Source organism: Marinirhabdus gelatinilytica (genome assembly GCF_003353425.1).
Lineage (GTDB): Bacteria > Bacteroidota > Bacteroidia > Flavobacteriales > Flavobacteriaceae > Marinirhabdus > Marinirhabdus gelatinilytica.
In genome coordinates, this window is record NZ_QRAO01000002.1 from 330,358 (window position 1) to 345,847 (window position 15,490).

The following is a 15,490-nucleotide window of genomic DNA, read 5'->3' on the forward strand; positions in this document are numbered from 1 at the left end:
AGAGTGGACTATTGTTGAGGGTAATCAATCCACCACCTGAGCTGTTATGTACACATTTTGCAAGGGCCATTCACCATCATCACTTTCTAGTTTTGAGATTTCCTCCACTACCTCCATTCCCTTGGTTACTTTTCCAAAGACCGTGTAATTTCCGTTTAAATGACTCGTGGAGGTAAGGGGCCCCAAGAATATAAAAAACTCGAAGGGAGCCGATTTCTTATCTGGGTTTTCCCTGTATTCCTTTGCGCCTGAAACGCTACCATAAAAATGGTCCCTTCCGTTTATTTCTGCTGGTAATAGGTACGTGGGGCCTATGGCAGCACGTTTTTTGTTGGTGCTGGCAAGATCGCTGTTACCGCCTTGGATTATAAAATTTGGCACGACCCTGTGGAAAAAAGTATCGCTAAAATACCCGTTCTTTACCAAAAATATAAAATTGGCACGGTGCAGGGGCGTATCTTGGTAGAGTGAGATATAAATATCGCCAAGGCGTGTAGAGAGTTTTACTTTGGTCTCGGGATTCTCCTTGCCATACTGGGTAAAGAACCCAACCACGTTCTCGTTTGTTATTGTTGGATAGTTTGCAAAGGGATTGGTTTTTTTATTTTCTTGGGCGGATTTTTCTACTGGTGCTTCGGTGTTGGTGGTAGTTTCAGTTTTTGGAAGAATTTTTTCTTTTCCCTGGGAAGTGTTTTTGGTATCTTCACAGCTCCAAAAAAGGCCTATTAGTACTATGGCAAACAGTGTTCTCATACATGGAATTTTCAGTATTTAAAGATAAGATAGCAAAAATAGAAAAATTGGAGTTGCCCGGTGAGCAGTTTCATCTTAAAATGGCACCCATCGAACGATTGCTGGAACTCAAAAAAAAGGCCCGGCAGGCAAAAACTGCACGCAAGGCAGCTGTGATGGTATTGTTTTATCCTTCTATTGAGAGTAAAACCCGATTTGTCCTCATATTAAGAAAAACCTACAAAGGGGTACACTCTGCACAGGTAGGGTTTCCGGGTGGGAAATGGGAAGAGGGCGATACAGACTTTGAAGCCACAGCGCTGCGGGAAACCCACGAGGAGGTAGGAGTACATCCACAAAGCGTACGGGTATTGAAACAACTTACCGAAATATACATCCCACCCAGTAATTTTTTCGTGCAACCTTATCTGGGTTTTACCCACGAGTATCCCACGTTTGTCCCTCAGGAAAAGGAGGTGGAGGCTATTATTGAAGTACCCTTGGAACGTTTTATGGAAGATGCCGTAAAAATTTCAAAAACCATTACCACATCGTATGCAAAGGATATACAAGTCCCAGCATTTTTATTGGGCGGCCATGTGGTCTGGGGAGCTACTGCTATGATGCTCAACGAGGTGCGCGAAATACTGAAAAAGCTCTTGTAAGGGCTTAATTTTGTATCTTTGCATTTCGGTTCAAGTAGAATTACTGCTTACTGATTACTGAAAACTGAATACTTATCTATGGGGCTTTTTAAAAAGAATCCATTTGGACATATACTTTTCCTGAAACGTTGGCTCATCAGGATTTTGGGAGCTTTAACCCACAGACGTTTTAAGGGCTTTAACAAACTTGAAATAGACGGGAGTGAGGTGATCCGTGAATTGCCGGATACCAATGTGCTCTTTGTCTCCAACCATCAAACCTATTTTGCAGATGTTGTGGCAATGTTCCACGTGTTCAATGCCAGTCTTAGTGGTAGGGAAGACAGTATTAAAAACATTGGCTACCTCTGGAACCCAAAACTAAATCTCTATTTTGTGGCTGCCAAGGAGACCATGCAGTCCGGGTTGCTGCCCAAGGTTTTGGCGTATGCAGGCTCTGTGAGTATAGAGCGTACTTGGCGTGCCGAAGGAAAAGAAGTACAGCGGCAAGTTAAGATGAGCGACGTGAGCAACATAAAAAAAGCCTTGGATGATGGTTGGGTAATTACTTTCCCGCAAGGAACTACAAAACCCTGGAAGCCCATTAGAAGAGGAACAGCCCACATCATAAAAAAGAATAAACCAATTGTAGTGCCTATTGTTATTGACGGTTTTAGACGTTCTTTTGACAGGAAAGGATTACGCATAAAAAAACGTGGTATCCTCCAGTCCATGGAAATTAAAAAACCATTGGATATAGATTACGAAAACGATACGATTGAGCAAATAGTTGAAAAATTGGAATTTGCCATAGAGCAACATCCCTCTTTCCTAAAAGTAATTCCCCAAAAAGAACTCCAAAAAGAAGAGGAACTCAACAAGGAACGGCAGTGGAGGTATTAAGGTTTTTTAAACCTCTATCTTTTTAAGCTCTCTGTAATTACGTTTCAGTCTCTTCAGTAGTAGCCCGTAAATTAAATAATAGAAGAGCATCAATAGCCCTATAAAAACAACACCTACAATTAACTGTGCCGTAAAAAACACAGTAGTGGCCTGCTCTGGCGAAATATTATTGTAGCCATAATGCGCATCTGCCAACAATCTTTGCAGTTTATCTTGGTTAAAATAAAAATAGAGGTTTGCTCCCAATAGCGTAAGTGCCGTACCTGCAATATTGTAGTATACAAACCAGCGTACGGTTTTTCGTGTTTTTAGGATATTCTTCATCAATTCTTTTACATTACTGGTAACGCTAATGTTCTTGTAATTTTTATAGAACAGATACATAAAGACTGCAAAAACAGCGTAATTGAGGATGGTGATAGCCCAAAAAACATTTTTGAGCCCCATTTGTTCATTGAACTCTTTGCTGGAATCCGGCACCAAAAACGAAATAAAAATCCATAACAATAGTTCGGCTATGCTAATAATAAATATCCACTTAACAATTGAAGAGGATTTTTTCAGTAGCATGCTGTAAATTTCTTTATAAGTTAGCTTGGGCAGGGTATCTTCCTGCTTCTGCCAATCTTTTTTAAGTGTATCTAAAACATCCATACGCTTACGGATTAAGTATTTTTCTCAATTTTTCTTTAATTCGGTTCATTTTCACCCTTGCATTAACTTCAGTAATACCAAGGGTTTCAGAAATTTCCCTATAATTTTTGTCTTCTAAATACAGGAATACCAAAGCCTTGTCAATATCATTCAAATCCTTTACGGCATCGTACATCAGTTTTAGCTGTTGCTCTATGGTATCGTCGTATTCTTCGGCTTTAATCTTAAAGCTCACACCCTCAAAATCTTGTGTTTGTACCCTGCGTTTAGACTTTCGGTACAGCGTGATGGCGGTATTCAATGCCACACGGTACATCCATGTACTAAACTTGGAGTCTCCCCTAAATTTGGGATAAGCCTTCCACAACTGTATGGTCACTTCCTGAAACAAATCGTTGTGCGAATCTGCATCGTTGGTGTACAAACGGCAAATTTTATGCACGATGTTCTGGTTCTCCTCCAGTTGGGTTACAAACTTATGTTCAAGTTCTTTGTTCAATGGTTGATTGCTAGTTGAAACATTAGTGGGTGGGTATAGCGGTTTGTTACAAAAATCACGAATTAAAACCGAAACTTTTTACGAAGTGTTGTATTTTTAGGGATAGAAACTCCTTATGAACATTCCCAACACTTCCAAACCCCGTATCGTCATTATTGGTGGCGGTTTTGCGGGCATTTCCTGTATCAAGCAATTGCAAGGGCAGGATGCACAATTGGTGCTTTTCGATAGGCATAACTACCACACTTTTCAACCACTATTATACCAAGTCTCCACAGCGGGACTGGAACCAGATTCCATTGCATACCCGCTGCGGAAGATTTTCAGAAAAAATAAGGATTTCCATTTTAGATTGGCACAGGTTACCAAGATCAATGCTGCCGAAAATATAGTTGAAACCAATATTGGCCCTTTGAAGTATGACTATTTGGTCATTGCCACAGGCACCCGAACCAATTTTTTTGGCAATGAGGAAATGGAACAAAACAGTATGGCCATGAAAACCGTTCCGCAGGCTTTGGACATACGCAGTTTAATGTTGCAGAACATAGAGGATGCCGACAAGACCGAAGATCCCGAAGCACGTAAACGGCTACTCAATTTTGTCGTGGTAGGGGGTGGTCCTACTGGTGTTGAGCTGGCAGGTGCCTTGGCAGAATTCAGAAAGGGAATCTTGGAAAACGACTACCCCGAACTGGAAGAAGAACAAATGCACGTACACCTTGTGGAGGGAATGGAAAAAGTACTTGGCTCCATGAGCGAGCACGCCTCCAAAAAAGCACAACAATTCCTGGAACGTCTTGGGGTGGAAATCCATTTAAGTACACAGGTAAAAAGTTACGATGGGAAACTCGCTGTTACTGAAAGCGGAAAGGAATTTGCCACCGAAACCTTGATCTGGGCAGCTGGTGTGACAGGAAATCCCGTAGCAGGACTAAAGGAGGCAGTATATGTGGAAAAATCAAGGCGATACCGTGTAGACCGTTTCAATAAGATTGAAGGATACGACACTATCTATGCCCTGGGCGATATTGCCCTTATGCAAACAGGGGAATATCCAAACGGTCACCCACAAGTAGCCCAACCGGCCATGCAACAAGGAAAGGCCCTGGGAAAAAACCTAAAAAGAAAACTGAACAACAAATCCATGAAGCCTTTTGAATATACAGACAAAGGCAGCATGGCCACCATAGGCCGCAACAAAGCGGTGGTAGATATCAAGAAGCTACGCTTTGCTGGTGCTTTTGCGTGGTTTGTATGGATGTTTATCCACCTTTGGTTTTTGGTAGGGTTTAGGAACCGGGTGATAACTTTTTTTAATTGGACGTATAGTTATTTAAACTACGACAGGGCCGCACGGCTCATTATCCGTCCGTTTAAAAAAAACTAGTCTATTTTTACCTTTAAGGGGCCTCCGGAAGAAACATAATAACCGCCTACCTCATCAATGTTCACGTCCAGCTCGTCTGAGGTGTCAATGCTTTTGATGTTCACTTTCATCTCGTCGTAACTGTCTATGCTCTTTACGTTCACGTTCAACTCGTCGTAGGTGTTTATATCTACGATGCGAACGTCCATAGTATTCATTTCTGAAACGGGAACGAGCTGGTATTTTGTGGAGATTTCAGGAGCAACCGTTTTTTCTGAAGCTTGTACAGTAGGGATCCAATCAACCTCTCTCACAACATTTATGGTTAGACAGATGGCGATGATGGTCAGGATTATTTTTGTGTAGTTGTCGGTTTTCATGGAAATTGATTTTAGGTTATTTTTCTATTGAACAGTATGGTTAGCACCAAAAACAATACCGAAAATTAAGCCCTTACATAGGTAACCAGCCCGGTCTCTTCGGCTTTACCACGTAAGCTCTCATCGCCCAGTTCCTTTTTTATGATGCCTTTGGGTAAGGTATAGCAAAGGTCTGCAAAGGTCTCAGAAGCAAGAATCTCTACATTGTACACTTTGCACTGTTCTTGGATACGGGAAGTAGTGTTAAGCACATCTCCGGAGAACGCAATCTCTCTTTTTATCTTCCCTATTTCGCCCACCATTACACTTCCGCAGTGAATACCAACTTTAAACTCGGGAAAATAGCCATAGCGCTGCATATAGCGTTTTCTACGGTAGCGGAGCATACGTTTCATATTATAAAAACAACGTACGGTGTTCCCGCCCTTCAATCCATGTTTCATTTTCCATGAAATCACGATCTCATCACCCACATATTGATACACCTCGCCACGGGACTGTACAATGGCAGGGGCAATGTCCCGAAAGAAATCCTTTAAAAAGTTAAAATACTTTTTCTCTCCCAAAGCTTCGGCTATTCCTGTTGCGTTCTTGATATCGGCAAACATAAAGATGCGGCGCTCTTTCTTGGGTCTGAAATATCTACCCAACAAATAATCCGGGAACACCCCCGGGCCGTATTTTTCGTTTACCATCAGCACGATTAGGGTACCGATCACAATGAACAACCACACCACAAAATTTTTGATAAAGAGCCACGTCCTGAAAAACGCCTTGAACCGTTCCATGACCGCTGGATCGTAAAAGGGCAGCCCGAGCTCTTCGCTATAATAGTACAGCGCGCCAATGGTACTCACCACCAGTGCTCCAATTATATAAGTAATAGTAATGTACAAAAGAGCTTTCCAAAATGCGTTGTTGCGCAACCAACGGTCCATAAGGTTCACTGTTAGGGTCCCGCCTATAATGCCAGCCGTGAGCCCAACAATAAAGTTGGACCAGAATGCTTGCGAGAAGTCGTAATTGGAATCTAATATACCGTTGCTGTACAGCGTTAAAAACTCGTAAAAGAAAAGGAGGTTGGAGATAAGCAGCCAAGCAATTAGGATGTAGAGTGCCCGTTTTGTATAAAACCAAAACTGCCTTTTGCTATATCGTTTAAATCTTGGTTTGCCCACTTAGCAGTTTTTATATTTATCGTGCAGTCCTTTCCCTTCCAAGATCATTGGGGTTATTTTTTGCAATCTACTTATCTGGGTGCTCTCCCGTTTTGCCGAAGCTATATGCTCGGCATATTCCCTCTGTTTTCCTGGGGTAAGTGCATTAAAAGCATCCTTTAATTTTTTGTTTTTGGTAAAGGCATCTTCTAAGAGGGGGTGCAACGTTACGGGTTTCTTCTTTCGTTCGGGCTTCAGCTCTTTTCCTGCTTTGCAATTCTCAATGGCTTCGTTAATGTAGGAGCGCAACACGTCTTTGTTTATCGTGTCCCCTTCTTCAAAGCGCCATTGCCGTAATGCCTTTGTTTTTCCTTCTTGGGCATTTTGCAGTTTGTTGTGTTCATCCTTAAGGAACACCCCTTGGTGGAACCAGATGCCCATATGGTTTTTGAAACCGGCCAGCCCGACCAGTATTTTTTTGTTGAAGGTATATGCTGGCGCACCCCATTTTACCTCTTCGGTGAGGGGAGTGGTGAGGAGTACTTCCCTTATTTCTGTAAGGAGCTCATTCCATTTGGAATTTTTATGGATGTATGCGGTGACTTTTTCTGAAGTTGTCATTGGATATTGGATGTTTTATACCGTGAAGATAAAACATCCAAAACCATTTTACCAATAAAGATTTGTTAATTGAAAAGGTTATCGCTTCACAAACCGAAGCACCCTTTCCCCATGTTGTGTAGCTATTTTTACAAAGTACACTCCATTTTGTAAAGCTGAAACGGGAATGGTTTGTTTTCCGTTCGGGGCCTGCATATTGGCTTGGCTGTACACTCGTTTCCCTTGTATATCAAATAATTCAATATATAAAAATTGCACAAAGCTCTCTGCTGAAATTGTAATGACATCTTCCGCTGGATTTGGGAACAAGGTAATGCTCACTGCCAAATCATTTTCAGAAACCGAAAGAAACTGGTTGTATAGGTTCTGCAGTATGTCAATAGGTTCGGTACCGCTGGGTTGTTCGCCCACGTTCAACCTTAGGTAGGGGTCATTGGGATCGTCGTCTTCTTTATACACCAAAAGGTAGGCAGTAGTGGAGGAGGTCCCAGCATTGAGACAACGGGCATCGGCTCCCGCAAAATTAGCTCCTTGCAAGGCGGCCATCAGCTTATCGGCCAAAGTACCGTTGGTATTGTTAAAATTATCCTCCATATTGTCTATCACGGTTTGGTTAAGCAGGATATTTCCTTGTATGCTAAAGGTTGCACCTTGGCGGTCTTCTTTATAGTCGTCTGCCATACTGCCCGTAAAGCCTGCTACCCGTGGGTCTCCGTTGGTGTCAAAATCGGCAATGCCGTATTGCCTGAATTCCGGATTGAAGTTTTGCGAGGCGCAGGAATCGTTTGCGAGCAGGAAATCAATGATCTCCTGTGGCGATGCGCCCATTTCCATTTGGTCTATGGCGTTGTTAAGATTGCTGTTGGGTATGCATACGTAGGCTTGGGAGTTCACACCACCGCGGCCGGGGATAATATCGGTAATAATATCTATGATGCCCTGTGCGCCAATTCCCGTAACACAGGAAGCACCGGCGGAGCCAATCTCGCCCGTGGCAGGATCTACGGCGATGATGGAAAAGGTATCTTGCGAAAATGTGGTAAAACTCAGTAGGCCGGCTAGGGCGAGCGTGTATAGTTTTTTCATGATTTACTTTTTTTATTTAAAAATAAAGATACTTAAAAATTGATTAGTGGCTATGATTACAATTCAACCCAACGAAACTACAGTTCGGTTTTGTTTTTTAGCATGGTAAGGTTTACAAAGTGCATTTTTGAAGTGAATTTAAAGGCCAACCCATAAAATTTCAGTATATGTCACGCATCCACTTCATCATTATTATTACGCTCACATTGTTTTCTTTTGGTCCACTCAGGGCGCAGCAAACTATCTCAGGTACAGTGCTCCAAAAAAACGGCACACCCATCTTTGGTGCCAATGTATATCTGGAAGGTACCTACGATGGCGCCTCTACCGACGAGCAGGGTAATTTCAGTTTTAAAACTTCCGAAACGGGAGTACAAACCTTAGTGGTGTCCTATGTTTCCTTTCAACCGTTTATGATGGCGGGCGATGTGTCCCAATTGAGAGGGGTTACCATTACGTTAAAGGAAGATTTTAATTCCTTGGATACCGTGGTAATTAGCGCAGGAAGCTTGGAGGCTAGCGATAACAGTAAGGTTTCGGTATTAAAACCGTTGGATGTGGTGACCACGGCTAGCGCCTTGGGGGATTTTGTAGGGGCTCTGCAAACGTTGCCTGGAACCACAACAGTTGCCGAGGACGGCCGCCTATTTGTACGTGGTGGCGATGCGGGCGAAACACAGATCTTTATAGATGGAATCCGCGTGTTTACGCCTTACACACCCACGACCAACAATATCCCCACACGGGGGCGGTACAGTCCGTTTTTGTTCGATGGGATTACGTTTTCCACTGGTGGATACTCGGCCGAATATGGGCAGGCACTTTCTTCCGTATTGCTCTTGAACACCGTGGACGAGCCCGACCAAGAAAAGACTGAAATTGCTTTGATGACCGTGGGCGGCGGTCTGGGAAACACCCAAAAGTGGGAGAACAGCTCGTTGAGTGTAAATGCGAGCTATATTAACCTAGCGCCATACATAGCCGCGCTCCCCGGTAGGAACGATTGGCAGAAGCCCTTCGAGTCTATTGCTGGGGAAACCGTTTTCAGAAAAAAATTGAAAAACGGACTCTTTAAACTCTACGCAGCGTACGACACCACAAATTTTGAACTTACCCAAGAGGATATTGATGTAGCCGAAGGAGTCTCTTTTAAACTGAAAAACAACAACTTTTACACCAACGCCAGCTATCGAGGGGATTTGGGCCGTACTTGGAAAATACAGACCGGAGGAAGTTTTACACATTCCAAGAACGAGTTGGGAATAATTGGCTCGGACATAGACAATACTGAGAATTCCTTTCATTTTAAACTGAAATTCAGAAAGCGTTTCAGCAACCAAGTGAAATTGAGCTTTGGAGCCGAACAGTTCCTTACTGATTTCTCTGAAGACTTCAGCAATCCTTCCGTGAGTGCTAATTACGGGTACAACAGCAGTATTTCAGCAGCCTTTGCCGAAACCGATATTATTTTCAGTAAAGAGTTTGCGCTCAAGGCAGGGGTTCGTGGAGAGTACAGTGAACTGTTCAACCAGTTTACCGTTTCTCCTAGGGCTTCGGTGGCGTATAAAACTGGAAAGGATAGCCAATTGTCCGTTGCCTATGGTGACTTTTACCAGCAACCGTTTCAGGATGTACTAAAGTTTCAGCAAGACTTGGAGGCACAAAAAACGCAGCATTACATTTTGAACTATCAATACGTGGCCAACAACCGTATCTTTAGAGCCGAAGCCTACCAGAAGCAATACAGCAACCTTGTTACCTTCAATACCCCAATGCCAGGATTTGAAAGCAATTTTACCAATAACGGCGATGGTTTTGCCCAGGGGATAGACTTATTTTGGAGGGACAACCAGAGTATAAAAAATGTGGACTATTGGGTAAGTTATTCGTTGCTGGATACAGAGCGTTTGTACCAAAATTTTCCCACTGCCGCCACGCCCTCGTTTGCCAATACGCACAACGCATCGGTGGTTACAAAATACTGGATAGAGGACTGGAAGAGCCAGTTGGGTTTCAGTTACCAATACGGTAGCGGGAGGACGTACACCAATCCCAATGTGGAGGGGTTCCTTCAGGAAAAAACGAAAGATTTTAACAGCTTGAGTTTGAACTGGGCTTATTTGATTGACCCACAAAAAATCCTGTATGTATCGGTGAACAATGTGTTCGGTTTCAATAACATCAATGGGTACCAATACGCCAGTACCCCGGACGCCAGCGGTAATTTCAATAGGAGGGCGTTAAGACCCGCTCAGGATCAGTTTTTCTTTGTAGGTTTCTTTTGGACCATTAGCGAGGATGGAACCGACAACCAACTGGATAATTTGTAGAAAAAGCTAAGTGCTCTTGAATTATCGAGTAAAGCCGGGGTACAGTTCAACCTTAAAAAACTACAGTTGGGTAATACATATTTTAATCACCAGCAATTTCAGAAGATATTTGACCCCATAACTTAAAACACAGAAACCATGCAAACACTTATCAATTATTTTGCGCTCTTGCTCACGGGAATGGTGCTCAACGCACAGAACAATGTGGAGGTAACCATGACAAATTTTAGTAACGATAAAGGAACCGTAAAGGTTGGTCTTTACAACAACGAGGGAGATTGGTTGGAGAAAGAGTTCAAGATAGTGGGTTCCAAGATTGAAAACAACACAGCAAAAGTTACCTTTACCAATGTGCCAGACGGTATCTATGCCGTATCTTGCTTTCACGACCAGGATAACGATGGCGTTTTTGATATGTATTTGGGGATGATCCCTGCCGAAGATTACGCCTGTAGCAATGGGGCAACGGGAATGTTTGGCCCTCCCAAATGGAGCGATGCCAAGTTTGAGACCAAAAACAACGAAACCAAACAAATCACATTGAAGCTTTAAGGTATTTTACAACTAGCTATTATTATATTTAAACTGAAACCAATGAAACATCTATTCAACATCACCGCATTATTTTTCCTCACCATCGCTGCCACCGCTCAGACCCCGTACCAAAAGGGGATGCAAAAAGCCTTTGACATGTGGAAAGCGGGCGAGGCCCAAGAAGCCGGGAACCTTTTTGAACGAATTGCACAAGCAGAGCCGGACAATTGGTTACCACCCTTTTACGCGGCCCAGGTACTTGTGTTCGATAGTTTTTCTGAAAAGGATGAAAACAAGTTGGTGCCGCAATTAAAAAAAGCACAGGACTTGGTGAACGATGCCAAGGCAATCTCAAAAGATAATGCCGAAATCTTAGTGTTGGAAGCACAATTGCTAACGGCTTGGATTGTGTTCGATGGGCAAAAGTATGGGATGAAGTATAGCGGTAAAGTTTCAGAGTTATACAACAAGGCAAACCAGCTGGCTCCGGACAATCCACGTGTGGTACTAGGTAAGGCAGAGTGGGATATGGGTGCCGCAAAGTGGTTTGGCAAATCTACCGAACCCTATTGCAAGGATATAAAAAGAGCCATAGAACTTTTTGCTACCTTTACTCCGCAAGGCGAATTTCACCCCAAGGGTGGGCTGGAACACGCGCAGGAGGTATTGGCCCAAAACTGTAAATAATGAGTGCAACCACTTTTTTAAAGGAATTTTTAAAGGCCGGATTTATAGGGACACTTATATTTCTGGTCTTGGCGCTTATACAATTTGCCACTGGAAATTTCAGGCTTACTTGGGATACATTTTGGTACGAGTACGGAATCAATCAGATGTATTCTATATCCCTGTACCTGGTCAATGTACCCTTTTTCAATTATATGATCTCAAAGTACGGAAGCGATCTATTTAAATTTAAAAGGCTATCGCTTGCCTTTTTGGGGACCATCACTATTACCTTATCCTGCTTGTTTTTTGTAAACATGTTTATTGTTACCATTATTCGAGGCGGGACGGTTACAGGGTTTTTGGAAAATCAGCAATTGGATTATTATTGGGTGGGGTTGCTAATTGCGGTTGTGGTTACAGGTATTTTCTATGCTGTGTACTACTATAAGCACAAAAAGGAGACACAAGTACAACAGCAAAAGATTATTGCCAAGACAGCATCGGCACAGTTCGATGCGCTCAAGAACCAGTTGGATCCACATTTTTTGTTCAACAGTCTTAATGTGCTCACCAGTTTGATTGAGGAAAATCCGCAAGCTGCCACAAAGTTCACCACAGCGCTTTCTAAGGTGTACCGCTATGTTTTGGAACAAAAGAATAAAGAACTGGTCACCGTTGAAGAAGAACTGAAATTTGCACGATTGTACATGTCGCTCATAAAAATGAGGTTTGAGGACAGTATATCCTTTACTGCCCCTGAAAACGTGAGTAATCCTGAAGCAAAAGTGGTTCCCTTATCGTTACAGTTGTTGCTTGAAAATGCCGTGAAGCACAACCAGGTTACACCTTCCAAAAAATTGCATATCTCCATATTTGAAAAAGACGGTAATTTGGTGATACAGAACAACCTTCAGCCAAAAAAGATTTTACGGGAAAGTAGTGGTGTGGGGCTTCAAAATATTTATCAGCGTTACGGACTATTGACCCAAAGACCTGTTTTGGTAGAGAAATCTGCTGCCCAGTTTACGGTTACAATCCCTATGCTTACCAATGTTTCGGTAGTCCCCCAAAACCAAGAAACATATATTTCTGAAAAACGTATGGAACGTGCCAAGGAATATGTTGAGAAGTTAAAAGGCTTTTACATACACTTAACCATATACTGCATTTTCATTCCCGTGTTCATTTGGTTAAATTATAGATCTAACGCTGGTTTCCCTTGGGCTATTTTTCCCATCGTGGGATGGGGCTTTGGGGTAATGGGACACGCCTCAGAAACCTTTGACTGGAACCCCTTTTTTAATAAAAGCTGGGAAGAGCGCAAGATAAAACAGTTTATGGACGATGAGAACTGAGAGCAATTACATTTCAGTATACAAAATCTACAGTTGGGTGAGTCTCTTTTTAATTTGTGTACGTATCAGGGTACTTTAGTCCTGTAATTAGAAAACAAACAATTATGGAAACTTTCAACACATCTCAAGAAACAAAACTACAAATGGCCAGAGAGCACGTAGAGAAGCTCAAAGGCTTTTACTCACACCTTACGGTGTACTTAATTTTTGTGCCCATCTTTATAACGATCAATATCCTTGGTGGAAGTAATTTTCCGTGGGCTATTTTTCCAATAGTAGGTTGGGGCATAGGAATAGCTGGTCACGCTGCAGAAACCTATAACTGGAGTCCTTTCTTCGGAAGGAATTGGGAACAGCAAAAAATAAAGGAATTTATGGACGCCCAATAAGTTGAAACCCTTAAAAAACAATGATCATGGAATCTAATCTAAAAAAGCAAAACAAGTACCTACGTGCCAAAGAACGCGTAGCCGAACTGAAGAAATTCTACACCAGCTTGATAGGATACGTTTTGGTAATCTCTATGCTTGCCGCACTTAACTATTATACCAACGGGTGGAGCTACATGTGGTTCTTATGGGCAGCATTTGGCTGGGGAATAGGGTTGCTGTTCCAAGCCGCAAAGGCGTACCAGTGGAGCCCATTTATGGGCAAGAACTGGGAAGAGCGTAAACTTAAAGAATTTCTGGATGAAGAAGAGAAAAACCAATGGCGATAATACTCGATATTTAAAAACACAACCATGAAAACCAAAACGACCACACCCTACGAGCGCGCCCAGAAAAAGGTGTCCGCGATAAAGAACTTTTACAAACACTTGCGGGCGTATCTCATCATAAACGTATTTTTGTTGCTGTTACGGGCAAAGATCTTCAGGGTTTTTGAAGATGGTAACCTTTCCGACGTACATTTTGAGCGCTGGTTGGACCTCAACACCTACGGTACTAGCATCGTTTGGGGTGTAGCGCTGCTCATTCACGGATTGTATGCGTTTCAGTACAAATTCAATTTTTTAAAAAAATGGGAAGCGCGTAAACTAAACGAAATACTGGAAAAAGATGAACTCGAATAATTTCTCAAACAAAGAACTTACCCAAAAGCAAAAGCTCGAAAAGGCTAAAAAACGAGTTGAAAAAATAAAGGGCTTCTATTCACATGCTATTGTGTATGCCATTGTTAACCTTCTCATATTATTGTCCTCAATGGGTTTCTTCACAAATGGTTTTGTAAACCTGCACATGCCAAGTTGGGGTTATTTTACCACACCTTTTTTCTGGGGCATTGGGCTTTTTTTCCACGGATTGAGCGTATTTAAAACAGGGTTTCTGAAAAAATGGGAGCAACGTAAAATCCAGGAGTATCTCGAAAAAGAAGAAAGGGATTTTGAAAAATTCAACTAACTCTTAAAAACCAACGAATGAAAATAGTACTACACATAACAATGCTGTTCTTTGCTACAGTTCTCTCGGCACAAAGTTTCGTGATAACCAACGTAACCTTGTTCGATGGGGAAACAGTTACTGAAAATACATCAGTACTTATTGAAGACGGGGAGATTACAAAAATTTCAGAAGAAATAAGTACCACCGCCACAATAATTGATGGAACAGGTAAATTTCTTATGCCAGCAATGACCAATGGTCACGTACACGCTTGGAGTCCGCAAAGCCTTAAGGAAGCAGCACAAGCAGGAGTGTTGAACGTTCTGGATATGCACGGAATAGAGACCATGCAGGGAATGATGAAGCAATTGAGCGATTCTACCAACTATGCCCGCTATTTTGTGGCTGGAGCTGCAGCAACAGTGCCAGGGGGTCACGGAACGCAATACGGCTTCCCAACACCTACGCTCACCAAGACAGAGGAAGCAACAAAGTTTGTTGAGGATAGACTGAAGGCTGGAGCCAATTACCTAAAAATTATTGTAGAACCCTGGAAAGAAACACTCTCCCACGAAACCGTAAAAGCACTTATAGATGCCGCGCATGAAAAACAAAGTGTTGCTGTTGTGCATATCTCCAAGGCAGATGACGCAAAAAAGGTGATGGCAAACGGCGCCGATGGACTGGTGCATTTATGGTGGGACACCTTGCTCACTTCCAGCGAACTCAACGAATGGAAAAAGAACAGCAACGCTTTTATAATGCCCACCCTCCTTACCAGTAAATTATTTTTGGAGAATATCCGTCCAACAGCTCCTAAAGAAAGTATGCTGAGCGATGAGGACTTGCTCTTACAGGTAAAGAATGTGTATGAAGCAGGAATCCCTCTCTTGGCCGGTACCGACCCCCCAAACGCAGGGATAAATTATGGCACCGATCTTTACAAAGAATTGGATTTGCTCTCAAAAGCAGGAATCCCAAACCTTGAAGTACTAAAGACCGCCACATCGTTGCCACCAAAACATTTTAAGCTTGGTACTTTTGGAATGATAAGGGAAGGCTATAAGGCAGATTTGTTGCTTCTTGGTAAAAACCCGATTTTGGACATACAAAATATTGCCAGTATCGAGACTATCTGGAAAGAAGGGAAAGTTGTAGCTCAAACCAAATAAAGA

Annotated in this window: 19 protein-coding genes; 12 read left to right on the forward strand and 7 right to left on the reverse strand. The window is 42.5% G+C overall.

Annotated elements, in window-relative coordinates; all coding sequences use genetic code 11:
- Positions 1-24: 24 nt before the first annotated feature.
- Entirely contained in the window at positions 25-753 is a 729-nt protein-coding gene (locus tag C8D94_RS07590) for a peptidylprolyl isomerase (protein ID WP_115123326.1), read from the reverse strand.
- Between the two features lie 2 nt (positions 754-755).
- On the opposite strand from C8D94_RS07590, the gene C8D94_RS07595 reads away from it, so the two are divergent.
- On the forward strand, positions 756-1,397 hold the full coding sequence (locus C8D94_RS07595; RefSeq protein WP_115123327.1) for an NUDIX hydrolase: 642 nt from the start codon (positions 756-758) through the stop codon (positions 1,395-1,397).
- Between the two features lie 78 nt (positions 1,398-1,475).
- A complete protein-coding gene (locus C8D94_RS07600) occupies positions 1,476-2,279 on the forward strand; it encodes a lysophospholipid acyltransferase family protein (RefSeq protein WP_115123328.1) in 804 nt (267 codons plus the stop codon).
- Positions 2,280-2,285: 6 nt separating this feature from the next.
- Here the strand turns inward: C8D94_RS07600 and C8D94_RS07605 are convergent, their stop codons facing one another.
- Together C8D94_RS07605 and C8D94_RS07610 are read right to left on the reverse strand one after the other, a co-directional pair.
- Positions 2,286-2,933 carry a hypothetical protein gene (locus tag C8D94_RS07605; RefSeq protein ID WP_115123329.1) on the reverse strand — a complete coding sequence of 216 codons (648 nt, stop codon included), beginning with the start codon at positions 2,931-2,933 and terminating at the stop codon, positions 2,286-2,288.
- Between the two features lie 4 nt (positions 2,934-2,937).
- The gene (locus C8D94_RS07610) at positions 2,938-3,432 is read right to left on the reverse strand and encodes an RNA polymerase sigma factor (protein ID WP_115123330.1); all 495 of its coding nucleotides are present in this window, start codon (positions 3,430-3,432) and stop codon (positions 2,938-2,940) included.
- 115 nt (positions 3,433-3,547) lie between these two features.
- On the opposite strand from C8D94_RS07610, the gene C8D94_RS07615 reads away from it, so the two are divergent.
- Positions 3,548-4,822: an NAD(P)/FAD-dependent oxidoreductase gene (locus tag C8D94_RS07615; protein WP_115123331.1), complete on the forward strand. Its 1,275-nt coding sequence runs from the start codon at positions 3,548-3,550 to the stop codon at positions 4,820-4,822.
- Here the strand turns inward: C8D94_RS07615 and C8D94_RS07620 are convergent.
- From C8D94_RS07620 to C8D94_RS07635, 4 genes are all read right to left on the reverse strand, one after another.
- Positions 4,819-5,181: a hypothetical protein gene (locus tag C8D94_RS07620; RefSeq protein ID WP_115123332.1), complete on the reverse strand. Its 363-nt coding sequence runs from the start codon at positions 5,179-5,181 to the stop codon at positions 4,819-4,821. The genes C8D94_RS07615 and C8D94_RS07620 overlap by 4 nt on opposite strands.
- A gap of 65 nt (positions 5,182-5,246) precedes the next feature.
- Positions 5,247-6,359, reverse strand: coding sequence for an adenylate/guanylate cyclase domain-containing protein (locus C8D94_RS07625; RefSeq protein WP_115123333.1), 1,113 nt, complete (start codon positions 6,357-6,359; stop codon positions 5,247-5,249).
- Positions 6,360-6,959: a YdeI/OmpD-associated family protein gene (locus C8D94_RS07630; protein ID WP_115123334.1), complete on the reverse strand. Its 600-nt coding sequence runs from the start codon at positions 6,957-6,959 to the stop codon at positions 6,360-6,362.
- A 78-nt stretch (positions 6,960-7,037) separates the two neighbouring features.
- Complete coding sequence (locus C8D94_RS07635) at positions 7,038-8,045, reverse strand: DUF1028 domain-containing protein (RefSeq protein WP_115123335.1); 1,008 nt, start codon at positions 8,043-8,045, stop codon at positions 7,038-7,040.
- Positions 8,046-8,212: 167 nt separating this feature from the next.
- Between C8D94_RS07635 and C8D94_RS07640 the strand changes: the two genes are divergently transcribed.
- From C8D94_RS07640 to C8D94_RS07680, 9 genes are all read left to right on the forward strand, one after another.
- Positions 8,213-10,375 carry a TonB-dependent receptor gene (locus tag C8D94_RS07640; RefSeq protein ID WP_115123336.1) on the forward strand — a complete coding sequence of 721 codons (2,163 nt, stop codon included), beginning with the start codon at positions 8,213-8,215 and terminating at the stop codon, positions 10,373-10,375.
- A gap of 138 nt (positions 10,376-10,513) precedes the next feature.
- Positions 10,514-10,927 carry a DUF2141 domain-containing protein gene (locus tag C8D94_RS07645; RefSeq protein WP_115123337.1) on the forward strand — a complete coding sequence of 138 codons (414 nt, stop codon included), beginning with the start codon at positions 10,514-10,516 and terminating at the stop codon, positions 10,925-10,927.
- Between the two features lie 42 nt (positions 10,928-10,969).
- The gene (locus C8D94_RS07650) at positions 10,970-11,596 is read left to right on the forward strand and encodes a hypothetical protein (protein WP_115123338.1); all 627 of its coding nucleotides are present in this window, start codon (positions 10,970-10,972) and stop codon (positions 11,594-11,596) included.
- Positions 11,596-12,933, forward strand: a complete 1,338-nt coding sequence (locus tag C8D94_RS07655) for a 2TM domain-containing protein (protein WP_115123339.1) — start codon at positions 11,596-11,598, stop codon at positions 12,931-12,933. Before C8D94_RS07650 ends, C8D94_RS07655 begins: the two co-directional genes overlap by 1 nt.
- Positions 12,934-13,037: 104 nt before the next feature.
- Entirely contained in the window at positions 13,038-13,322 is a 285-nt protein-coding gene (locus tag C8D94_RS07660) for a 2TM domain-containing protein (protein WP_115123340.1), read from the forward strand.
- Between the two features lie 26 nt (positions 13,323-13,348).
- Positions 13,349-13,651 (forward strand): 2TM domain-containing protein, encoded by a 303-nt coding sequence (locus C8D94_RS07665; RefSeq protein ID WP_115123603.1) that lies wholly within the window; start codon positions 13,349-13,351, stop codon positions 13,649-13,651.
- Between the two features lie 24 nt (positions 13,652-13,675).
- Positions 13,676-14,005, forward strand: coding sequence for a 2TM domain-containing protein (locus tag C8D94_RS07670; RefSeq protein ID WP_115123341.1), 330 nt, complete (start codon positions 13,676-13,678; stop codon positions 14,003-14,005).
- On the forward strand, positions 13,992-14,333 hold the full coding sequence (locus C8D94_RS07675) for a 2TM domain-containing protein (protein WP_115123342.1): 342 nt from the start codon (positions 13,992-13,994) through the stop codon (positions 14,331-14,333). The genes C8D94_RS07670 and C8D94_RS07675 overlap by 14 nt, the downstream gene beginning before the upstream one ends.
- A 17-nt stretch (positions 14,334-14,350) precedes the next feature.
- Positions 14,351-15,487 carry an amidohydrolase family protein gene (locus C8D94_RS07680; RefSeq protein WP_115123343.1) on the forward strand — a complete coding sequence of 379 codons (1,137 nt, stop codon included), beginning with the start codon at positions 14,351-14,353 and terminating at the stop codon, positions 15,485-15,487.
- Positions 15,488-15,490 lie beyond the last annotated feature (3 nt).